Below are 21,101 nucleotides of genomic sequence, written 5' to 3'. Positions count from 1 at the left end.
GGCCCCGGATCTGACCGCTCAGAAGCCGGAGGTTCCATGCCCAAAAGCTTCGATTCCCTCATCCCCAGCATCGAGCAGCGCGAAGCCGGCTGGATGCGCCTCCGGGAGCGCTTCGAGCAGGCCCATCGGCCCCAGGCCCATCCGTCCGTGACCATCTCCAGGCAGTACGGGTGCGAGGGCTATGCGCTGGCCCAGCGGCTCAAGGCGCTGCTGGAGGAGGCCTCCGGCCAGCCCTGGAACCTGTTCGACAAGGCGCTGGTGGACCAGGTGGCCTCGGATGAGAACCTGTCCCGCCAGCTCCTGGGCCATCTGGGGGATGAGAGCCATGCGCAGGATGTCCTCCGGACCCACTTCGGCCACCTCACCCACGATGACGCCTACGCCAAGGTGGTGAAGCACCTCGTCCAGATCGCCATGGTCGGCAGCGCCATCATCGTGGGCCGGGGCGGAGCCGTCGCCTGCCAGGACCTGAAGAACTGCTTCCATTTCCGCCTGGAGGCCGGCTTGGATTTCCGCATCTCGACCATCGCCCGCCGCCTGGACATTTCCCTGACGGAGGCCGAGAAGCTGGTCCGGAAGCAATCGAAGCTGCGGGAGAAATTCATCAGTGAATGCCTCCACGCGGACGTCACGTCCTCCCGCTGGTACGACGCCGTGTTCAACAACGAGCGCCAGAGCGTGGAGACCATCGCCCAGGCCTGCCGGCGGGTCGTCGTCGACGGTTGGCCGGATCAAGACTACTTCAGGCACGACCCGATGCGTGCGACCCACCTGATCCGGAGCTGACCCCTTCCATGGCCCGGGCCTGGCAGGTCGGGCAGTGGCCCAGGCACGTCCAGGAGCAGACGGGGCGCGCGGCCTTGGGCGCCGGCGGGGGAACGGGAACAGAGGCGGCCATGCCTCCAGAATAGCCCCGGGGGTGGGGGCGACTGCGGGCGGCTGGCGCGGCTAGGCAGAGACACCTTGGACATGATGCTCAGCCCGCCGGGGCCCGGCTGGGCTTCGCCATCCGTGACTTCGATCCCCCTTGGAACAAGAAGAAGGCCCGGCGTGTGCCGGGCCGTTTGGTAGTCCCAAGGGGAATCCCTCCGCATCACCCCTGCGGCTGCGCCTCCGGGGTGACGTTCCGGCCGCAGCGCTGGCTGGGGCCGCCGCTGATCTCCTCTGGCAGCCCCCCGGGCTGTCAGAGGAGGCGGCTACCGCCCCGCCAGCGCTGACTTCGATTTCCCTTGGGACAAGAAGAAGGCCCGGCGTGTGCCGGGCCGTTTGGTAGTCCCAAGGGGAATCGAACCCCTGTTTACGCCGTGAGAGGGCGTCGTCCTAACCGCTAGACGATGGGACCAGGAACCAAATTTTGAGTGGTTGGGGAGGAAGGACTCGAACCCTCACCTGACAGAACCAGAATCTGTTGTCCTACCATTAGACCACTCCCCAACGAGTGGAAGATTCAATGTACCAGGTGTTGGGTAAAAGACAAGAGGTGGTTCCGGCAGGTGCGATGTAGTCTTCCAAAAAAGAAGGGATCTCCCGGAGGACCCATGGTGCGCAAACGGCCTGCCCCGCCCCGGCCCGTGCAGGCGCCCGTCACTGCGGACATGCCCACGCTGGCGGGGATCCAACCCGGGGGCGACCTCCCCGAGGCCCCTTCGGAGTGGGCCCTGGTGGCCTACGCAGGCGCGGCGCTGGGACGGATCTTCGCCTTGCGGCCGGGAGCTTCCCTCATCGGCCGGGCGCCGGACGTCCAGGTGGCCCTGCTGGATGGCGAGGTGAGCCGGCACCACGCCCGGATCGGCGTGATCGGTGGCCAGGTGTGGCTGGAGGACCTCGGGTCCACCAATGGCACCCTTCTGAATGGCTCGCGCATCCAGGGGGCCGTGGCCCTGCACCCGGGCGACCGCCTGGCCATCGGCGGCCATGTGCTGAAGCTGGTGGCCATGGACCCCCTCGAGCGCGCCTTCCACGAGACCCTGCTCGACCTCAGCACCAAGGACCCGCTCACGGGCCTGGCCAACCGCACCCGTGCCCTGGCGGAGTTCCAGACCCGCTTCGGCCTCAGCGTGCGCTACGGCAGGCCGCTGTCGGTGCTGATGTGCGACCTGGACCACTTCAAGCGGATCAACGATACCCACGGCCACGGGGCGGGGGATTTCGTGCTCCAGGTCTTCGGGGAGCGCCTGCGGGCCACGCTGCGCGAGGCGGACCTGGCCGGTCGCATCGGCGGCGAGGAGTTCCTCGTGATCCTCCCGGAGACGGACCTGAATGGCGCGCGGCCCCTCGCGGAGCGCTTCCGGAAGGCCATGGGGGAAGCGCCCGTGCCCCTTCCCGGCGGCGGGCTGGTGGTCACCTGCAGCCTCGGCATCGCCGAGCGGGCCCCGGGAGACCTGGATGCGGGGCAGATGCTGGCCCGGGCGGATGCTGGCCTCTACCGGGCCAAGGTGGAGGGGCGCAACCGCGTGTGCGCCCTCTGAAGAGCTCCCGTCAAAGGACGGCGGGGGCTTCCAAGCTGGCTACCATGGGCCCTTCCAGGCGGAGGCACGGATGGTTCTGCTCTTCCTCATGATGGCCTTCGCCATCGGGCTGGCAGTGCCCCTCCAGTCGGCCGTCAACAACGCGCTCCGGGCATCGCTCCACAGCGGCTCCATGCTGGCGGCGCTGGTGTCCTTCGCGGTGGGCACCGCGGCGCTGCTGGTGGTTTCCGCCCTCACGGGCCAGCCCTTCGCGGCGCTGGGAGGCCTCTCCCGCGTGCCGTGGTGGCAGTGGCTGGGCGGCTTCCTGGGGGCCTTCTTCGTGTTCGGGACGACCCTGCTGGCTCCCCGCATCGGCCTGGCGGCCATGGTGTCGCTCATCGTGGCGGGGCAGGTGTGCTCCTCGCTGGCCTTCGACCATTTCGGCCTCATCGGCCTCCAGGCGCGGGGCCTGTCCTGGATCCGCCTTCTCGGGGCCGGGTTCATCCTGGCGGGCGCGATTCTCGTGAACTTCGGCGACCGCTGGCTGGCGCGCTGACGCCGGTCGCTCAGGCCTTGCGGACCCGCTCGGCCACCTTGTCGAGCGTGTCCCAGATCTGGTGGCAGTCCTCGCAGGAGGAGCGCGGATCGCCGCAGGGGAAGCCTTCGATGCCGATGCCCTGGCAGCGGGGGGTCTGGAAGAAGAACAGCAGCTCGCCGATGGAGGTCTGCATGCGCTCCCGGAGGGCCGCGTCCGGAAGGGAGCGCAGGTCCTGGATGAGCTTCCACTCGGCGGGGCTGAGCTCGGGGCGGTCGATGGTCTGGGACATGGGGACTCCGCGCACTCCCAAGTATACGGAGCTGGAAAGGAGTCTAAACCGCCTCCGAAGGCCTTCGTATCACCTCCAACGTTCTCTGACAACGCAGGAGGCTTCCATGTCCCTCACCCATCCCCTCGCCGCGGCCGTGGCCGCTGTCCTCCTCTGGGCTCCGCTCGCCGCCCAGACCCAGGTGATCCAGCCCGCCAAGGCGGAGAAGACCACCGAGACCCGCACGGTGCCCCTGGCGGCCGGGTCGATGCTCAAGGTGAAGAACGTCAATGGATTCATCCATGTGGAGGCCTGGGATCGCGATGAGGTCCAGTTCACGGGTGAATTCAAGCCCAGCAGCCGGGACGAGCAGGTGAAGGTGGTCTTCGAATCCGGGAAGAACGGTCTGGAAATCCGCGGCGAGTACCCCAAGCACAACGGCTGGGGTTCCTACCAGGGGCCGCAGTGCCAGATGACCCTCAAGGTGCCGCGCAAAGTGGTCCCTTCCCTGGAGACCGTGAACGGTGAGGTGGCCCTCACTGGAACCTGGGGCGCCGCCAGTCTCACCACCGTGAACGGCGGAGTGCGTGCCACGGATCTGGGGGATTCCCTCAAGGCGACCACGGTGAACGGCCCCGTCACCCTGGAGCGGGTGCAGGGTGGCCTCACCATCCAGACTGTGAACGGCACCATCAAGGGCACGGGTCTGGACGGCCTGGGCCGCGGAGTCAAGGCCGAGACCGTCAACGGCACCATCCGCCTCCAGATCGCGGGTCTGAAGGGGCACCTCACCGCCACCACGCTGAACGGCGGCATCACCTTCAATGCCAAGGGCGCCGAGCAGGTGGAGGTCTCCAAGCGACGGGTCACGGCCACCTTCCCCGGAGGGGATCAGGACATCCACCTGAGCACGGTGAACGGGGCGATCACGCTGGATTAAGACCTCTCGACCCTTCGAGCAAGAGCCGGCAGAGCCGGCTCTTGCTCTGCATAGACAACCATATCGTCGAAAAAGATATTTTGATATCGGATTGACAGGTCTTAATTTTATCTCATCCTGTTCCGGTCGGAGGATGGACCCTCGGACATCGGATGGATACCCCGTGAGCGGAAAGCGTCGCCTCTTCCTGTTGAGCGTCCTCGCCAGCGTCTTCGCGGGCGTCTTCGTGGGGTCCGGGGCCTACACGTTCGTGGCGGCCCACGGCACCTCGTACCTGTCGAACGATCCCCAGGTCTGCGTGAACTGCCACGTGATGCGCGGGGAGTACGACAGCTGGCGGCACGGCTCGCACCACGCCGTGGCCGTGTGCAACGACTGCCATCTGCCCCACGACAACGTCGTGAACAAGTTCTTCGTGAAGGCCAGCAACGGGTACCACCATTCGAAGGCCTTCACGCTGCTGAATTTCGCGGAGCCCATCCGCATCAAGCCCGGCAACGCCAAGGTGCTGGAGGACAACTGTATCCGCTGCCACGGCGAGCTGACGGGCGAGATCACCGCCCACGGCACCCTGGGCGTGCCCACGGACCCGACCCAGAAGGCCGACCTCTACGGCTGCGTGCGCTGCCACCAGGAGGTGGGCCATGGGCCCATGGGCTGAGCTTCCGACCGATCTGACCACCTACCCCTGACCCCACCCCCGATCTCACCCTCGATCCCACCTTAAGGCGCGTGGCCCGCCACGCGGGAGGAACCCCAATGACCGACAACCCCACCCCGTTCTTCTCCCGGCCCGTGGTCCGGATGGGCCTCATCGCCGCGGGTGCCGCCGTGGCGACGGTGCTCGTGATGGCCCTCTACGCCAGCATCACCACCCGCAAGGCCGAGGCGAAGCAGACCAGCTTCAAGCTCGTGGACCTCGACGAGAAAGTCGTCGATCCCGCCCTGTGGGGAAAGAACTTCCCCCGCGAGTACGAGACCTACCTGAAGACCTCCGAGAAGTACAACACCAAGTACGGCGGCGCCGGCAGCGAGGCCCTGCCCAAGAGCCGCATCCAGGAGGATCCGCGGCTGGTGACCATCTTCGACGGCTACGCCTTCGCCATCGACTTCAACCAGCGCCGCGGCCACGCCTACATGCTGGACGACCAGCGCAACACCAAGCGCGTTACCGAGCGCAAGCAGCCCGGTTCCTGCCTCCACTGCCACGCCTCGAACACGGTGGCCTTCCGCGAGCAGGGCCTGAAGGCCGGCGCGCCCGGCACGCTGGATGAGGACTTCACCAGCTCCAACGCCCAGGCCCAGCTCATGGCCGGCTTCGAGGCCGTGTGCAAGATGCCCTACGCCGACGCCACCAAGCTGGTGAAGCACCCCGTGGCTTGCATCGACTGCCACGATCCCAAGAACATGGCCCTGCGCGTCACCAAGCCCGGCTTCATCCGCGGCATCGTGGCCCTGGCCAACAGCCCCGAGCCCGTGCCGCACCTGCCTTCCATCGAGAAGTGGCGCAAGGGCGACCGCGCCACGCCCTATGACGCGAACCGCGACGCCTCCCGCCAGGAGATGCGCTCCATGGTCTGCGGCCAGTGCCACGTGGAGTACTACTGCGGCCCCAAAGTCACGCTCTTCTTCCCCTGGAACAATGGCCTGAAGGTCGAGCAGATCGAGGCCTACTATGACAGCTACAAGTTCCCCGACGGTCACCGCTTCTTCGACTGGCAGCATGGCAAGACCGGCGCCGAGGTCCTCAAGGCGCAGCACCCCGAGTTCGAGATGTGGAGCCAGGGCATCCACGCCCGCTCCGGCGTCTCCTGCGCGGACTGCCACATGCCCTATGTCCGGGAAGGCGCCCTCAAGGTCAGCGACCACCAGGTGCGCAGCCCGCTGCTCAACGTCTCCCGCTCCTGCCAGACCTGCCATCGCTTCCCCGAGGAGGAGCTGAAGGCCCGCGTGACGGCCATCCAGGATCGCACCAAGGCCCTCATGGACCGCGCCGAGGACGCCGTGGTGAACCTCATCAACGACATCGAGGCCGCCAAGAAGGCCGGCCTGGACGAGGCGAAGCTCAAGCCCATCCTCGAGCTCCAGCGCAAGGCCCAGTGGCGGGTGGACTTCGTGAATGCCGAGAACTCCATGGGCTTCCACGCGCCCCAGGAGGTCGCCCGCATCCTCGGGGAGGCCATCGACTTCGGCCGGCAGGGCCAGGTGGCCCTCCGCGATCTGGGCGCCTCCAAGTCGGCCCGGAAGTAGGCATTCCCACCGTTGCACCAAGCGGGGCCGGCTCAGCCGGCCCCGCTTGCGTCAGGGGGTAGCATGGAAGGAACCGATCCCACACATGACCTGCTCCGCGCCTCCGGAGGTATCCCATGGTCCGTTTCCGCCTGATCCTCCTGGCTCTGATCCTGAGCCTGGGCCGCGGGCTCGCCGCTCAGTCCCATCTGGCCGAGGGCTTCACGGGCCTGCCCGCCGGGGCCACGGTGGCCGTGATGCCGCTCGACGTGGAGCTGTTCGCCGTGACCGCCGGAGGCGTGTTGGAACCCCGGGCGGAGTGGACCACCAAGGCCATCGCGAACCTGAAGGAGGCACTCCGCCTGCGGAAGGCGGGGCAGGGCGGGACCTTCGTGCCCGTGCCACCCGGAGACGGAGAGCTACTGGCGGAGCTCAACCACCTGCACGGCGCCGTGGCCCGCGCCATCGACCTCCACCACTTCGGCTCCTGGAAGCTGCCCAGCAAGGCCGGGAAGCTCGACTGGTCCCTGGGCGAGGAGGTCGCCGAGATCCGGAAGCAGGCCTCCGCGGACTACGCGCTGTTCATCTTCCTGCGGGACAGCTACGCCACCGGCGGCCGGGTGGCGACCATGGTCCTCTACGCGGCGCTGGGCGTGGGGGTGGGCGGGGGCGCCCAGGTGGGCTACGCCTCCCTGGTGGACCTGAAGACGGGCCGCATCCTGTGGTTCAACGAGATGGCCAAGGTCACCGGGGATGTGCGGGAACTGGAGCCCGCGAAGGCCACCCTCGGCCATCTGCTCAAGGAATTCCCGGAGTAGGGTGTGGACCGTCGCGACTTCGTCGGAACCTGCAGCTGCTGCGGCGCCATGGCCCTTCTGGGATCGGCGCTGAGGGCGGCGCAGGGCTGGACGCCACCGCCCCGCATCCCGCGGCCCTCGCCGAAGACGGATGAGGGCGGCCTCTGGGCCCTCATGGACCGGGAGGAGGAGCGCCTGCGCCAGAGCTCCTTCCTGGTGCGGGACGCGGCCATCTCCGCCTATGTCCACGCCATCACCTGCCGCCTGGCGCAAGCCCACTGTCCGGACGTGCGCACCTACGTAGTCCGGTCCCCCTACTTCAACGCGAACATGGCCCCCAACGGCATGATGCAGGTCTGGACGGGACTGATCCTCCGGGCGGAGAACGAGGCCCAGTTGGCCGCGGTGATCGGCCACGAGGTGGGGCACTACATGGCCCGCCATTCGGTGGAGCGCCTCCGGGACGCCAAGTCGCGGACCGCTTTCGCCCATGTCCTGGGCCTGGTGCCTGTGGCCGGCACGCTGGCAGGTCTGGGCGTTCTGGCCGGGGCGTTCGCCTACAGCCGGAACCACGAGCGGGTGGCCGATCAGATCGGGTTGGAGCTGATGGCTGCCGCGGGCTATCCGCCTCTGGAGGCCTCGAAGGTCTGGACGAATCTCCTGGCGGAATTGCAGGCGGAGAAGGACTGGACGGGCGACGCCTCCACTCGGAGCCTCCTCTTCGCCACGCACCCCACGGAGAAGGAGCGCCAGACCAAGCTGGAGGCCGCGGCCAGGGCCCTCGGCCGATCGGATCTCGACCCCCGCGCCCCGGCCCTCCGGCAAGCCACGGCACCCTGGCGCCAGGTCTGGCTGGAGGACGAGCTCCGGCGGCGCAAGTTCGGTGAGAGCCTGGCGTTGCTGGACCGGCTCACCGCGGCGGATCCCCAAGATGGCCAGGCCGCCTACTTCCTGGGCGAGGCCTACCGCCTGCGGGCCTCGGACGGGGACGGCGAACGCGCGCTGGCCGCCTACCAGAAGGCCGCGGGCCTGCCGGGCGTGCCGCCCGAAGTCCACCGGGCCCTGGGCGTCCTCTACCGCAAGACCGGCCGGCTGCCGGAGATGCGGGAGGCCTTCGGTCGGTACCTGGCGGCCCGCCCCGATGCGGAGGACGCCGAGATGATCCGTTCCTATCTGACGGAAGGGGGTTGAGATGAACCTGAAGCCCGCGCTCCTCGTCGCGCTCCTCGCCTCGTTGGTGCTGCTGACCGGCTGCACGAAGCCCGCCACCTGGGTGGGCGTCACGCCCGGGGAGCTGGTGGTGTGCGAGCGGCTGGCGGTCCGCATCGACGGCGCCTGGAGCCGCCTCGAGGGCACCCAGCAGCCCAAGCATGATGTCTGGACCTCCGAGGGCATGCCCCTGGACCAGCTCCACTTCTATACGGGGCTCGCCGAGGGGGAGGCCTTCGTGCCCGTCAAGGATCGTCCCGCCGACAAGCCCATCCCGCGTTTCCGGAAGGATATGCAGGCCCAGGACGTGGTGGAGATGTACGAGGCTTTCGCCAGCCGGGACGGCAGCGTCTTCAAGCTGGAGAAGCTCTCCCCGGCGAAGTTCGCGGACGAGAGCGGCTTCCGATTCGAGTTCAGCCGCGTGAGGAAGGGCGACGAGGTCCGAACGCGGGGCGTGGCCTACGGCGCCATCCATCGCGGCGAGCTCTTCCTCATGGTGTACGAGGCCCCCCGGATCCACTACTTCACCAAGCACCTGCCGCAGGTCGAGGCCATCGCCCAGTCGGCGCGCCCCCGTGAGAAGGGCTGACCGGAGAAGGGAATCGCTTGACGAAGGCCGATGACCTCCCGAGGCTGGAGCCGTCGATCCCACGTCCGCCGGAGGCTCCGATGCCGAAGCTGTCCATCGTTCCTGCCTTGCTGCGCCTCATCTCCGAGGGCAGCTTCTTCAAGCAGGTCTTCTCCTGGCTCCTCCGGCTGTGGGCGGTGGCGGCCCTCGTGGCGGGGATCTGGCTGTCCATCGAGCTGTGGCGGGGCGGTGGGACGAGCACCCAGGCCATCTTCGGACAGCTGATCTTCCAGGTCGCCCTGGTCCTGGCCACCTACCTCGTGGCCCACCTCAGCTGGGTGCGGGCCCAGGACGTGGCGGCCATGCCCCAGATCGCCGGAGAGGTGATCATCCCCCTCACGCGGCTGCTGCTGCGGCTGGGCGGAGAGCTCTACGCCAGCCTGGTGGCCGTGGCCAGCGTGGGCGGCGCCCTCATGATCTGGATCAGCGCCGGCGAGGCGCGGCCCGACATGGGCGAGCTGCGCCTGCTGCTGCCCGGCGCCGGCGGGGACCCGTTCCCCGCGGGCCTGGCCATGCTGCTCACCGGCCTGGCCTCCGCGGCCCTGGGCCTTCTGGGTGGCTACCTCGCCTCCGAACTCCTGGGCCTGCTCTGCGCCATCGAGAGCAACACGCGGAAGCAGGGCTGAGACCTACCGGTACCGGGCCGCCATGGCTTTCAGGGTGGTCGCCAGGTGCGCCCGCAGGGCCTTGGGCTCGAGCACTTCCGCATCGGCGCCGAGCTGGAGGATGTAGCGGGTGGGACCGTGGAGGTCCGTGGCCATGAAGCTGAGCAGGACCGTGCCGCCCTTCTCCTTCCGCACCTCGATCCGGGGCAGGGCGGGGGGCGCGTCCTGCAGGGACTGGGGCCAGTTGGAGCCGCCCACGCGCACCTGAACCTGGAAGGGCGCGCCGGGGCTGAACCAGCCGCCGATCTGGAGGTCCCGGGCCTGCTCCAGGGGGCGCTTGTCGGGGATGAGGCCGCGCCGGGAGAGGGCCTTGGCCTCCACGATGCGCGCCAGGCGGAAGTGCCGGGGCTCCTGCTTGGCGGGGTCCCAGGCCAGCAGGAAGGCGCCGCCGGAGAAGACGTCGTGGGTGAGGGTGAAGGGCACCACCGTGCGGGTGCCGGTGCGGCCCGTGGAGGCGGCCGCGTAGGTGAGCTCCAGCTCGCGCGGCCCCTCCGGGTGGCCCAGGGCCATCAGCACCTGCGAGAGCATCTTGGTGTCGAGGGCCTGCTGGTCGTCGGCGCCGCCGCGCACGCAGACGTGGGACTGGAGGGCGTCGAAGAGGTTGCGGTCGCGGCTGCTGAGGTGGCTGTCCGCCAGGGCGCGCAGGCCCTCGAGCTGGTCGTACCACATCTCCGTGGCCGTGCCCTCCAGGGCCATGAGCGCCACCTCCAGGGCCAGACGGGCGTGGGGCGTGATCTTGCTGTCCCAGTCCGGCGCCTTCTCCAGGGTGAAGTGGATGACGGCGGGCCGGCCTTCGCGGGCCTTCCCGAAGCGGGCGCCCTGCTCCTCCAGCAGCACGATGGCCCGGTCCACGGTGCGCATGGCCACGCCGCCCAGCTTCCGGGCCAGGGCGGCCTTGGTGATGCCGCGCTCCCCGGCGTCCCGGATGGCGTCCAGCACCGCCTGGAGACGCTCGGGCTTCACGAGGCTGGCCCCGTCCGGGCGGGGCGATTCGGGGGCCTTGCGGGACGCGGGTCGGGCCATGGCGACCTCCTGAGGACCATGATTGGCCAGCGACTGTCCAGAAGCAAGGCACGAGGGCGGCCGCGGGCTCCAGGGAGCGGCTATCGGTCCGTGGCGGTCCCGAGGGGGGCCCAGAAGTCCCTGAAGGGAGCTGGGTCCCATGGGGTCTCATGGTGGCGGAAGCGGGCCAGGAGGCCGGCGGCGGGTGCCGCGGCGGGGACAAGCACGGCGTGGGCGCCGGCGAAGAGGGCGCTCCAGAGGGCCGCGCGGAGGGCAGGCTCGCCCAGGCGGGCCAGGGGCAGGTCGGCGCGGGTGTCGTGATCCCAGCCCAGGGCCGCGTTCAGGCGCCGCAGGCGGACCATCAGCTCGCCATGGGTCAGACCCATCGTGAAGGGCGTGCCCTCGGTGACGACCTGCTCCCGGGCGTGGTAGGCGCCGCGCCCGGCCTCGGCGTTGAAGCGGGGGCCACCCAAGGCTTCCATGGGCACCGGCTGCCCTTCCTGGTCCCACGCCAGACCCGAGGCCGCCGCGGCCAGCTCGGCGGCCCAATCCCAGATGGTGCCCGTCGCGCTGAACACCGTCGCGGGAGGCGTGCCTGCCAGCAGACCCAAGGCCACCCCCTCGACGCGGTTGCGCAGCTGGGCGTAGGTCAACGTGCCCCAGCCGGGGGCCGTCAGGGCGGGCCGGCCCTGGAGGCGGGCCGCGCGCTGGATGAGGAGGTCCCGCAGGGTGGAGGCCATTCAATCTCCCAGGACCAGTTTGGCAAGACCGGCGCTCCGGTATGCAACCTGAAACCTGTGATCAACCCTTTCCCGGAAGGGCGGGTCAGAGGGGTGTCCGCTTCCCCCTTCATCCGGAGCCCGGCTCCGCCCCCTGGAGATTCCCATGCGCCCTGTTCCCCGCACTTACTCCCTGCTGGCGCTTCCCCTGGGCCTCACCGCCCTGGCCCTCGGCTTGGCCTGCGGCGGCGGTTCCTCCAGCGGTTCCGCCGGCTCCGCCACGCCCACGGGCACGGCGGCCGTCATCCTCACCGACGCCCCGTCGGACCAGTGGTCCTCCGTCGAGGTGGTGGTCACCCAGGTGGCCTTCCTGAACAAGGCGGACCACACCAAGGAGGTGGTGGCCTTCCAGGGCGCCAGCGCCAAGATCAACCTCGTGGACCTGGACAGCGTGGGTGAGCTGCTGGCCTCGGCCCAGATCCCCGCGGGCACCTACGATGCCCTGCGCATCACCATCGATCCCACCAGCGTGAACCTGGTGAAGGCCGATGGCACGGCAGTGCCCTCCAGCCAGGTGAAGGTGGCGGGCAGCAGCGTCCTCGTGAACCTCAGCTCCGACCTGGTGGTGACCGCCAACGGCAGCAATGCCGTGCAGCTCGACTTCGACCTGAGCCACCCCCTCTTCCTGGTGCAGCTGCCGGATGGGACCTGGGTGATGAACCTCCAGGTCAGGCACCGTCCCAACGCCAACGGCATGACCGGCGTGGCGCAGCTGATGTTCCGCCATCGCAAGGGCACCATCGCTTCCGTGGGCACCTCGAGCTTTGTGCTCCACACGGACGGCGGCAACGACCTCACGGTGAACGTGGGCACGGGCGCCTGGTTCTTCGACGCCGATACCAAGACGGTCGGCAGCCTCGCGGGCCTGGCCGCCGGGAAGTACGCGTTGGTCTCCCTGCGCATGCAGCCGGATGGCAGCCTCTGGGCGGTGCGCGTGTGGTACAGCGCCAACCCCCTGCAGCCCTGGACGCCCGAGGGCCATGTCTACGGGGTGGACCAGACCAACGGCCTCATGGTGGTCAGCTCCGGCAACGGCACGCCCCGGACCATCGCCATCGATCCCGACACCGCCTTCACCTACCACATGGCCCAATTTTTCGGCACCGGATCGGCGGCCCTCGCCAATATGTGGACGGGCTTCAAGGTCCAGGTGCAGGTGAAGGATCCCCTGGCCACGCCCATGCACGCCGCCTCGGTGAACATCCAGCGCGCCGTGGACGGCGGCCGCATCAGTGCCGCTTCCACCAGCAGCTTCACCTACCAGCACGCGAGCGGCGACCGCACCCATGCCTACGACAGCGCCTTCGCCTGGTGGTACGTGGGCTTTCCCGGCATGACGTCCAGCAGTGTCAGCGCCTTCTCTTCGGCCTGCTCCGGCATGGGCATGGGCATGATGGGCACGGGGACGGCCTCCCCCGACCTGATGCCCCGGGGCCTGAGCGACCTGGTCTGGAACACCGGCACCAGCGCCTGGGACGCCAACAATGCCATCTTCATGCCCGTGGCCCTGCCGCAGGGCACCATCAGCACCTCCTACAACGGCGGCCAGCTGGGCTTCACCTTCGTGGATTCCACCGCCGCCACCCAGTCCGTCACTGTCACCCTGAACACCACCGTGGGCGCGCAGCCGCTGGTGCTGGAGGTGTCAAAGCAGACCGGAGCGATCACGGTGACGCCGGTGGATGCAACGGCCTGGGCCACCAAGCTCGTGACCGCCACCCAGGCCCGCGTGGCCGTGGTGCCCAAGCCGGACGGCACCTACGCCGCCTACGCCGTGGTGGTGTTCACGGGGTTCTGATCCCCTGCCCAGCTCGACCAGGAAGCGGCGCCCTCGGGCGCCGCTCCTCGTTTCAGGCAAGGGCGGCCATGGCCCCGACGTTGAAGGCTGGATGGCGGTCCATCAGCGGGCGAGGAGGAGGGATGTGGCGGACGTCGCGGAAGCCCGCGTGGCGCAGGCAGTCGTCCCAGGCTTCGGGCGTGAGGAAGCCGTGCCGGGGCCGCCAGCGCGGGTCGAGCTTCACCTCGGTGAAGCTCCGGATGAAGCTGAAGAAGAATTCCAAGTAGAGGGGCGTGTCGAGGGTGGGCTTCAGGCACTCGCCGATCACCAGCCGCCCGCCGGGCCTCAGCCGGCTCCGCAGGTCGAGCAGGGTGGCTTCGAGATCCTGGGCCACGTGCAGGACATTGATCCCCACGATGGCATCGAAGCTCTCCGGCTCGATGCCCTGACCTCCCAGGGGCTGGTTCAGGTCGAGGGTCTGAAAGCAGAGGGGGAGCCCGGGAGCCGCCTCCGGAAGGCGCCGCCGGGCCCGGTGGATGAAGGTCGGCGCCACGTCGGTGAAGCGGTACTCCGCCATCCGGGAAAGCCAGCCTTCGGCGGCGCCCCGGGCGGCCACCAGCTGGGCGAAGGAACCCACGCCGCCGCCCAGCTCCAGGATCCGGGCGCCTTCCGGCAGCTCCTTCCGGAGGGCGAGGAGCGTCAACAGGTTGTTGGGGAAGTAGACGAGGTTCTCGTTGCGGAAGTAGGCGAGCCAGAGGGGGAAGAGGGACAGCCCGAAGAGCAGGGAATCACCGTCCTTCCCGTCCGTGAAGAAGGGCCGGATGTGGGAACGCACCCCATCCAGGAGGTCGAAATTGGCCGCGTGCCCGGGCGCCTCGACCTCCACGGCCTCCCGGATGCCGGCCAGGTCCAGATCGGGTTCGCCGGACAGGACGTAGCGGTCACGCTCCTGGGCGAGCATCCCCTCGCTGGCGAGAAAGGGCAGCATCCAGGCCAGGGGCTTGCGGGCCTGGGCAGGCCCGGCCTCGCAAAGCGCATCGAGGGTCGTGCCCTGCCGGAGCCGGGCCTCCCAGCCCAGATCGAAGAGCAGGTGCAGGCATGTCCGCGCGGTGTAGAGCCCCGAGGCCCGGTGCAGGGCCAGGAAGGGACGCGTCAGGAGGGACGAGATCTCCGGTCCCTCGGGTCCAAGCAGGTCGAGACCCGGAGGTCCGTCGATGGGCCCGAGGCGGACGGCCATCAGTCCATCATTTCGCTGATGCTGCGGCCTCCATGGATGCGGAGGATGGCGTCCCCGAAGAGGGCGGCCGTGGAGAGCACGCGCAGGTTGGGCAGGGCCTTGGCGCGATCCGGCGGAACCGGGATGCTGTCGGTGATCACCAGCTCATCCAGGTTGGCGGAGTTGAGGGTCTCCACCGCGTTCCCCGAGAGCACGCCATGGGTGACGCCCACGCGGACGGTCCTGGCCCCGAACTCGCGCAGGATGCGGGCCGCTTCCTTGATGGAGCCGCCGGTGGCGATCTCGTCATCGTAGATGATGGCGTCCCGGCCCTTCACGTCGCCGATGAGGGCCACGCTCTGGGCCTTCTCGGAGTCGTCGAAGCGGCGCTTGTCGATGATGGCCATGGGCACGGAGAGCCGCTTGGCGAAGTGGCCGGCGAACTTGGCGGCCCCGGCGTCCGTGGCCACCACCGTGGTGTTGGCGAGGTCCTTGGTCTTGAAGTAGTTCGTGAGCGTGGGCGTGGCCAGCAGCTGGTCCGCGGGCTTGCGGAAGAAGCCCAGGATCTGCGGCGCGTGCAGGGTCATGGTGAGCACGCGGTCGGCGCCGGCGGTTTCCAGCAGGTCGGCCACCAGCCGGGCGGTGATGGAGATGCGCGCCTCGTCCTTCTTGTCGCTGCGGGCGTAGGGGAAGTAGGGCAGCACGGCGGTGATGCGGGCCGCGGACGCGAACTTCAGCGCGTCGATGAGGATCAGCAGCTCCAGCAGGTTGTCGCTGACGGGCGGGCAGGAGGTCTGGATCACGAAGACGTCCGATTCGCGGACGTTCTCCTCGATCTTCACCTTGATGTTCTCGTTGGAGAACCGGGTGATCTTGAGCTTGCCCAGGGGCATGCCCATGTGTGTGGCGATGCCCCTCGCCAACTCCGGGTGGCTGCTCCCGGAAAACACCTTCATCTCGCCGAACATGGATCCCCCGATCTCGATCCCAAGTGTAGCCGAGGGCCCGGGTGGAGGTCGTCACAGGGATGGACGGGAAGCCCTCCGGCGGGGCCAGGGCGGCCCGCCGGAGGGTGCGATCCCCCCGGCTCAGCCCTCGTCGGCGCTGGGGCCGTAGATGGACGGAACCGGCACATCCAGCATCCGGAGGTAGACCGCGACCTGGGCCCGGTGGTGGATGAGGTGGTTCATGACGAAGCCGCGGTAGACCGCGATGCGCGGCATGGCGAACAGGATCTGGCCGTTGTTCTTGAGGGTCCAGGTCACGTGGAAGGCCTCGTCGGAGGTCTTGGACAGGGCCCCCAGGGCGGCCTCCACCTGGGCGTCCAGGGTGCGGAGGAGGCCCTCGGTGGTGGTGCTGGGCTTGGGCTGGCGGGCCTGGGTCTCGGGCAGGCCGAAGTCCAGCTCGGTCTCGGTCATCGTGCTCACGGTCCAGCCGGGAATGGTCACCAGGTGGTTGGCCAGGTCGCCGAGGGTGAAGGACTTGGCGTGGGGCCGGTAGTCCAGGCGGCCGGTGGGGATGCGCTCGATCACGCGGCGCAGGGTGGCCGTTTCGTGTTCGAACTCGGGGAGGAGGGCTTGGGCGAGGGCCATGGGGGCTCCTTGGGTGGTGGAGGACCATCATGACGCCGGCTCCTGACAGCCTGGTGGCAGGAGTGTTCAGAGATTGTTCTTTTCTGTCTTCATTTTTCCCAGGTAATCCTCCAGGCCCCGGCCGGCGACCGCCACGAAGGGCTCCAGCAGCTCGCTGGCCTGGATCCGGTCCACCCGGAAGGTCCGCAGCGCTTCGCGAAGCTCGCACCAGGCCGCCAGGTGCCAGCGGTACCCCCAGAAGATCACGCCCAGGGGCTGAACCACCCGCACCGAGCCTGTCCCGTCCGCCCGGGCGTAGGTGATCCGGACCCGGCGCTGCTCGCGGAGGCCCTGGCGGAGGTCCCCGAGGAAGCGGGCGGTCTCGGGCGGCACGTGGAAGTCGGGGACCAGGAAGGGGAGATCCGAAAGGGCCGTCCGCCGGCCCGGAGGCAGGACGGCCTCCACCTTCCGGAGCAGGCTCTCCGCCGCCGTCCGGAGCGAGGGATCACCCCAGGCCGCTGCGACGCGCGCCCCCAGGAGCAGAGCCTCGGCCTCCTCCGCATTGAACATGAAGGGCGGCAGGTCGAAGTGGCGCGGCAGGCTGTAGCCGACCCCGGCCTCGCTCTCGATGGGCACGCCAGAGGCCATGAGGTCGGCGATGTCGCGGTAGAGGGTCCGCTCGCTGACGCCGAGCTCCCGGGCCAGCTTCGCCGCGGTACTGATGCGGTCTCGACGGAGCAGCTGGACGATCTGGAACAGGCGGTCGGCGCGGCGCATGAGGATCTGAGGCGTCCGTCCGGATCGGCCTAGACCCGGCCGCCGCCCACGCGCTCGATGCGGGCGCCCACGCCCTGGAGCTTCTTCTCCAGGCCGGCGTAGCCGCGATCCAGGTGGTAGATGCGATCCACGATGGTCTCGCCCGTGGCCACGAGGCCGGCGATGACCAGGGCGGCGCTGGCCCGGAGGTCCGTGGCCATGACCGTGCAGCCCGTCAGCTCCGCGGGGCCGGCCACGATGGCCGTGTGGCCGTCCGTGCGCAGGTTGGCGCCCAGGCGCTCCAGCTCCATGGCGTGCTGAAAGCGGTTCTCGAAGATGCCCTCGTTGATGACGCTGATGCCGCAGGCCTGGGTCATGACGGCCATCACCTGGGCCTGCAGGTCCGTGGGAAAGCCGGGGTAGGGCAGGGTGGTGACGTCCTTGGAGCGCAGCTTCTGGCCGCACTCGCGCTGGATGCGGAGCTGGCGGCCATCCTGGCCCTCGCGCTCCGTGATGACGCAGCCGGAGCGCTCTAGCAGGTCCAGCAGGGCCCGCAGGTGCTCGGGCTCGCAGCGGTCCAGCACGACGTCACCGCAGGCGGCGGCCACGGCGCACAGGTAGGTGCCGGCCTCAATGCGGTCGGGGATGACGGTGTGCTCGCAGCCGTGGAGGCGCCCGACCCCGGTGATGGTGAGGGTGCCCGTGCCGATGCCCTCGATGGCCGCGCCCATCTTGACCAGCAGCTGGGCCAGGTCGCCGATCTCGGGCTCCTGGGCCGCGTTGCGCAGGACCGTCGTGCCCTCGGCCAGGGCGGCGGCCATGAGGATGTTCTCCGTGGCGCCCACGCTCACCTTCGCGAAGGCGTGGTCGATGGCCTTGAGGCGGCCCTTCACCGAGGCGTGGATGTAGCCGTGGCTGATCTCGATCACGGCGCCCATGCGCTCCAGGGCCTCCAGGTGCAGGTTCACGGGGCGGGCCCCGATGGCGCAGCCGCCGGGCAGGCTCACGGTGGCCTTGCCGAAGCGGGCGAGGAGGGGCCCCAGCACCAGGATGGAGGCCCGCATGGTCTTCACCAGCTCGTAGGGGGCCTTGGGATCCTCGCTGCCCGCGCAGGCCAGCTTGGCGGTCAGCTCGAAGCCCTCGCCCTCGGGCTCCAGGACGGCGTCCGTGCCCAGGGCCTGGAGCACCTTCACCATGGTGCGGATGTCCGCCACCGCGGGCAGATTGGACAGTACGACGGCATCCGGCGTCAGCAGGGCCGCCGCCAGGCAGGGCAAGGCGGCGTTCTTCGCCCCCGACACCCGGATGCGCCCCCGCAGGGCCTGTCCACCTTGGATCACCAGTCGGTCCATCGAAACTCCAGCCTTCCAGCGTAGCCCAACCTTGCGGAGGGGGGATGGATCACCATGCTTGAAGTGGGGTCGGGCGGAGGGCGGCCCTGAAGGTTTACCCCGGTGCTCCCACCATGAAACCCGGCGATCCCCGAATCTGGATGTGGACCCGCGCCCTCGAGGTGCTGAACGAGGCCGAGCGCCTGCAGAAGCAGTTCTTCCACGTGGGCCGGTCCACTTCGCCGCACCCGGCCTGGGAACCGCCGGTGGACATCTTCGAATCCGGTGGGGCCCTGCGCATCGTGGTGGCGCTGCCCGGCAGGTCCGTCGACCGCCTGAAGGTGCTCTGGGAAGGGACAGACCTGGTGATCAGCGGAGATCTTCCCGTTCCCTGGAAGGAGCGCGTCGGTGCCATCCACCGCATGGAAATTCCCCATGGCCACTTCGAGCGCCGGATTGAGGGCCTGCCCCCGGGGCTCGAGATCGTCCGGAATGAATGGTGCGACGGCTGCCTGCTCCTCACGTTCCGGAAGGTTGAAGGCCCATGAACAGGAACCATGGATCGCGGACCGACCGCGAACCCGCAGGAGAGGCAGAGCCGGAGCCCCGGTCGGGCCCCGACCTTCCAAAGGACGCCACGGCCATCATCACCGTGCGAAAACTTGACCTCTTCCCTGGCATGGTGACGGTGGTGACCATCGGCCAGGGACAGCCATCCGTCATCGCGGCGCAGGAGGCCATCAAGGCGGAACGCGCGCTGGGGCTCCTGCTGCAGCGGGATCCGGCCGAGGATGAGCCGGGTCCGGAAGACCTCTACCGGGTGGGAACCCTGGCCCACATCCTCCGATTCATCACGACGCCGGATGGCTCCCACCACCTCATCTGCCACGGCGAACAGCGCTTCCGGGTGCTTGAATTCCTCGAAGGCTGGCCCTTCCTGGTCGCCCGCATCGCCCGGGTCCGCGAAGACGAGACCCTGTCCAGCGCCCTGGAAGCCCGGGTCGTCACGCTGCGCCAGCAGGTTCAGGAATACGCCGAAGCCCTTCCCATGCCTCCCCTGGAGCTGATCAACGCCATCCAGCAGCTCAGCTCGCCCGGGCCCGCCGCCGACCTGGTGGCCGGGCTGATGGACATCAAGGCCCAGGACAAGCAGGACATCCTCGAGACCTTCGATGTGCGGGAGCGGATGGACAAAGTGCTGGCGCGCATGGCCCATGCCCTGGAAGTGATCCACATGTCCCGCAAGATCACCGAGCAGACGCGGGAGGCCATGAACGCCCAGCAGCGGGAGTTCCTCCTGCGCGAGCAGCTGAAACAGATCCAGAAGGAGCTCGGTGACACGGACGAGACGGCGGCGGAGCTGGACGCGGTCGCGAAGGCGATCGCCGACGCGAAGATGCCGGAGGACGTCGAGAAGCAGGCCCGCAAGGAGCTGAAGCGCCTGCAGCGCATGCCGGATTCGGCCGCCGAATATTCCATGATCCGCACCTATCTGGACTGGCTGACCGAGCTGCCCTGGTCCCGTGAAAGCGAGGCCGGCATTGATATCGCCGAGGCGCGGAAGATCCTGGACGCGGACCACTACGGCCTGGAGAAGATCAAGAAGCGCATGCTCGAGTACCTGGCGGTCCGCAAGCTCAACCCCGGCGGCAAAAGCCCCATCCTCTGTTTCGTCGGTCCGCCTGGGGTGGGAAAGACCTCGCTCGGGCAGAGCATCGCGCATGCCACCGGGCGGAAGTTCGTGCATGCGAGCCTAGGCGGCGTCCACGATGAGGCGGAGATCCGGGGCCACCGGCGCACCTACATCGGCGCCCTGCCTGGCACCATCATCCAGGGCATCCATGGCGCGGGCACGCGCAACCCGGTGTTCATGCTGGACGAGATGGACAAGCTGGGCGCCGGGGGGTTCCATGGAGATCCGGCCTCGGCCCTCCTGGAGGCCCTGGATCCGGAGCAGAACGCCACGTTCCGCGACAACTACCTCGGCCTCCCCTTCGACCTGTCGCACGTGATGTTCATCGGCACGGCCAATGTGCTGGACACCATTCCGGGCCCCCTCCGGGACCGCATGGAGGTGATCCAGCTCCCCGGCTACACCGAGGAGGAGAAGCTCGAGATCGCCCGTCGCTACCTGGTGGGGCGGCAGCTGGCGGTCCACGGGCTCGCGGCGGAGCAATGCGCCTTCGGCGAGGGAGCCCTCACCGCCATCGTCCGGGACTACACGCGGGAGGCCGGCGTGCGCAACCTGGAGCGGGAGATCGGATCCGTGCTCCGCCACGTGGCCATGGGCGTCGCCGAGGGGGCCGTGGCGGCCGTCCGGGTGAAGCCGGAGGATCTGGGCGAGATCCTCGGTCCGCCCCGATTCGAGTCGGAGAGCGCCATGGGCTCAGGGAAGCCAGGCGTGGCCACGGGGCTTGCCTGGACTCCCGTGGGCGGCGACATCCTGTTCATCGAGGCGGCCCGGATGCCAGGCAGCGGCAAGCTCCTCCTGACCGGCCAGCTGGGCGACGTGATGAAGGAGAGCGCCCAGGCCGCCCTGTCCCTCCTGAAGGGGCACCTGGGCGAGCTTGGTCTGGCGGGTGAGGACTTCGAGCGGCTGGACGTCCACATCCACGTGCCAGCCGGGGCGACGCCGAAGGATGGGCCCAGCGCCGGCATCGCCATGTTCGTCGCGCTGGTCTCCCTGTTCACCGGACGCTCCGTCCGGAGCGATACGGCCATGACCGGAGAGATCTCCCTGCGGGGGCTCGTCCTGCCCGTGGGCGGCATCAAGGAGAAGGTGCTGGCGGCCCTGCGCTCCGGGATCACCCGCGTCATGCTGCCCTCCCGCAACCGGAAGGAGCTGGAGGACATCCCCCCCTTGGCCCGGGAGCGGCTGCAGATCATCTGGATCGACCAGGTGTACGAGGCGCTCGGCGCGGTCCTGGAAGAGGGTCCCTGCGGCTGAG

General features: G+C 69.0%; 21 protein-coding genes and 2 tRNA genes. 13 read left to right on the top strand and 10 right to left on the bottom strand.

Features of this window, described 5'->3' with window-relative positions; translation table 11 throughout:
- Positions 1–36: 36 nt before the first annotated feature.
- The gene (locus tag MLE42_RS04985) at positions 37–786 is read left to right on the top strand and encodes a cytidylate kinase-like family protein (RefSeq protein ID WP_243286777.1); all 750 of its coding nucleotides are present in this window, start codon (positions 37–39) and stop codon (positions 784–786) included.
- 481 nt (positions 787–1,267) lie between these two features.
- Here the strand turns inward: MLE42_RS04985 and MLE42_RS04980 are convergent.
- Both MLE42_RS04980 and MLE42_RS04975 read right to left on the bottom strand, forming a co-directional pair.
- Positions 1,268–1,342 (bottom strand) — tRNA-Glu (locus MLE42_RS04980).
- A 17-nt stretch (positions 1,343–1,359) separates the two neighbouring features.
- Positions 1,360–1,434 (bottom strand) — tRNA-Gln (locus MLE42_RS04975).
- A 104-nt stretch (positions 1,435–1,538) separates the two neighbouring features.
- Between MLE42_RS04975 and MLE42_RS04970 the strand changes: the two genes are divergently transcribed.
- Positions 1,539–2,468 carry a GGDEF domain-containing protein gene (locus MLE42_RS04970; protein WP_243286776.1) on the top strand — a complete coding sequence of 310 codons (930 nt, stop codon included), beginning with the start codon at positions 1,539–1,541 and terminating at the stop codon, positions 2,466–2,468.
- A 70-nt stretch (positions 2,469–2,538) separates the two neighbouring features.
- A complete protein-coding gene (locus tag MLE42_RS04965; protein WP_243286775.1) occupies positions 2,539–3,003 on the top strand; it encodes a DMT family transporter in 465 nt (154 codons plus the stop codon).
- Between the two features lie 10 nt (positions 3,004–3,013).
- Here MLE42_RS04965 and MLE42_RS04960 read toward each other — a convergent pair whose 3' ends face one another.
- Positions 3,014–3,274 (bottom strand): hypothetical protein, encoded by a 261-nt coding sequence (locus MLE42_RS04960; protein ID WP_243286774.1) that lies wholly within the window; start codon positions 3,272–3,274, stop codon positions 3,014–3,016.
- Between the two features lie 106 nt (positions 3,275–3,380).
- On the opposite strand from MLE42_RS04960, the gene MLE42_RS04955 reads away from it, so the two are divergent.
- The 7 genes from MLE42_RS04955 (at position 3,381) to MLE42_RS04925 (ending at position 9,682) form a co-directional block, all read left to right on the top strand.
- Positions 3,381–4,193, top strand: coding sequence for a DUF4097 family beta strand repeat-containing protein (locus tag MLE42_RS04955; protein ID WP_243286773.1), 813 nt, complete (start codon positions 3,381–3,383; stop codon positions 4,191–4,193).
- A 133-nt stretch (positions 4,194–4,326) separates the two neighbouring features.
- Positions 4,327–4,854, top strand: a complete 528-nt coding sequence (gene nrfH / locus MLE42_RS04950) for a cytochrome c nitrite reductase small subunit (protein WP_420843070.1) — start codon at positions 4,327–4,329, stop codon at positions 4,852–4,854.
- 98 nt (positions 4,855–4,952) lie between these two features.
- Positions 4,953–6,443: an ammonia-forming cytochrome c nitrite reductase subunit c552 gene (locus tag MLE42_RS04945; protein WP_243286771.1), complete on the top strand. Its 1,491-nt coding sequence runs from the start codon at positions 4,953–4,955 to the stop codon at positions 6,441–6,443.
- A gap of 116 nt (positions 6,444–6,559) precedes the next feature.
- A complete protein-coding gene (locus MLE42_RS04940; protein WP_243286770.1) occupies positions 6,560–7,240 on the top strand; it encodes a hypothetical protein in 681 nt (226 codons plus the stop codon).
- A 3-nt stretch (positions 7,241–7,243) separates the two neighbouring features.
- Positions 7,244–8,410, top strand: coding sequence for a M48 family metalloprotease (locus MLE42_RS04935; protein ID WP_243286769.1), 1,167 nt, complete (start codon positions 7,244–7,246; stop codon positions 8,408–8,410).
- A gap of 1 nt (position 8,411) precedes the next feature.
- A complete protein-coding gene (locus tag MLE42_RS04930) occupies positions 8,412–9,017 on the top strand; it encodes a hypothetical protein (protein WP_243286768.1) in 606 nt (201 codons plus the stop codon).
- An 80-nt stretch (positions 9,018–9,097) separates the two neighbouring features.
- Positions 9,098–9,682 (top strand): hypothetical protein, encoded by a 585-nt coding sequence (locus MLE42_RS04925; protein ID WP_243286767.1) that lies wholly within the window; start codon positions 9,098–9,100, stop codon positions 9,680–9,682.
- A gap of 3 nt (positions 9,683–9,685) precedes the next feature.
- On the opposite strand, the gene MLE42_RS04920 is transcribed toward MLE42_RS04925, so the two are convergent.
- Both MLE42_RS04920 and MLE42_RS04915 read right to left on the bottom strand, forming a co-directional pair.
- Entirely contained in the window at positions 9,686–10,744 is a 1,059-nt protein-coding gene (locus tag MLE42_RS04920) for a helix-turn-helix transcriptional regulator (RefSeq protein WP_243286766.1), read from the bottom strand.
- Positions 10,745–10,824: 80 nt separating this feature from the next.
- On the bottom strand, positions 10,825–11,463 hold the full coding sequence (locus tag MLE42_RS04915) for a hypothetical protein (protein WP_243286765.1): 639 nt from the start codon (positions 11,461–11,463) through the stop codon (positions 10,825–10,827).
- Positions 11,464–11,608: 145 nt separating this feature from the next.
- Here MLE42_RS04915 and MLE42_RS16015 point away from each other — a divergent pair, with 145 nt between their 5' ends.
- The gene (locus MLE42_RS16015) at positions 11,609–13,300 is read left to right on the top strand and encodes a DUF4382 domain-containing protein (protein WP_275975708.1); all 1,692 of its coding nucleotides are present in this window, start codon (positions 11,609–11,611) and stop codon (positions 13,298–13,300) included.
- A 52-nt stretch (positions 13,301–13,352) separates the two neighbouring features.
- On the opposite strand, the gene MLE42_RS04905 is transcribed toward MLE42_RS16015, so the two are convergent.
- From MLE42_RS04905 to murA, 5 genes are all read right to left on the bottom strand, one after another.
- Positions 13,353–14,516 (bottom strand): class I SAM-dependent methyltransferase, encoded by a 1,164-nt coding sequence (locus tag MLE42_RS04905; protein WP_243286764.1) that lies wholly within the window; start codon positions 14,514–14,516, stop codon positions 13,353–13,355.
- Positions 14,516–15,463: a ribose-phosphate diphosphokinase gene (locus tag MLE42_RS04900; RefSeq protein ID WP_243286763.1), complete on the bottom strand. Its 948-nt coding sequence runs from the start codon at positions 15,461–15,463 to the stop codon at positions 14,516–14,518. Before MLE42_RS04900 ends, MLE42_RS04905 begins: the two co-directional genes overlap by 1 nt.
- Positions 15,464–15,583: 120 nt before the next feature.
- Entirely contained in the window at positions 15,584–16,087 is a 504-nt protein-coding gene (locus MLE42_RS04895; protein ID WP_243286762.1) for a DinB family protein, read from the bottom strand.
- 66 nt (positions 16,088–16,153) lie between these two features.
- A complete protein-coding gene (locus MLE42_RS04890; RefSeq protein WP_243286761.1) occupies positions 16,154–16,843 on the bottom strand; it encodes a helix-turn-helix transcriptional regulator in 690 nt (229 codons plus the stop codon).
- 29 nt (positions 16,844–16,872) lie between these two features.
- Positions 16,873–18,174, bottom strand: coding sequence for a UDP-N-acetylglucosamine 1-carboxyvinyltransferase (murA, locus tag MLE42_RS04885; RefSeq protein WP_243286760.1), 1,302 nt, complete (start codon positions 18,172–18,174; stop codon positions 16,873–16,875).
- A gap of 140 nt (positions 18,175–18,314) precedes the next feature.
- On the opposite strand from murA, the gene MLE42_RS04880 reads away from it, so the two are divergent.
- Positions 18,315–18,701, top strand: a complete 387-nt coding sequence (locus MLE42_RS04880; RefSeq protein ID WP_243286759.1) for an Hsp20/alpha crystallin family protein — start codon at positions 18,315–18,317, stop codon at positions 18,699–18,701.
- Positions 18,698–21,100 (top strand): endopeptidase La, encoded by a 2,403-nt coding sequence (lon, locus tag MLE42_RS04875; RefSeq protein ID WP_243286758.1) that lies wholly within the window; start codon positions 18,698–18,700, stop codon positions 21,098–21,100. The genes MLE42_RS04880 and lon overlap by 4 nt, the downstream gene beginning before the upstream one ends.
- Position 21,101 lies beyond the last annotated feature (1 nt).

It is taken from the genome of Geothrix terrae, assembly GCF_022808775.1.
Classification (GTDB): domain Bacteria; phylum Acidobacteriota; class Holophagae; order Holophagales; family Holophagaceae; genus Geothrix; species Geothrix terrae.
This window is presented reverse-complemented; position numbering and strand designations above follow the sequence as displayed.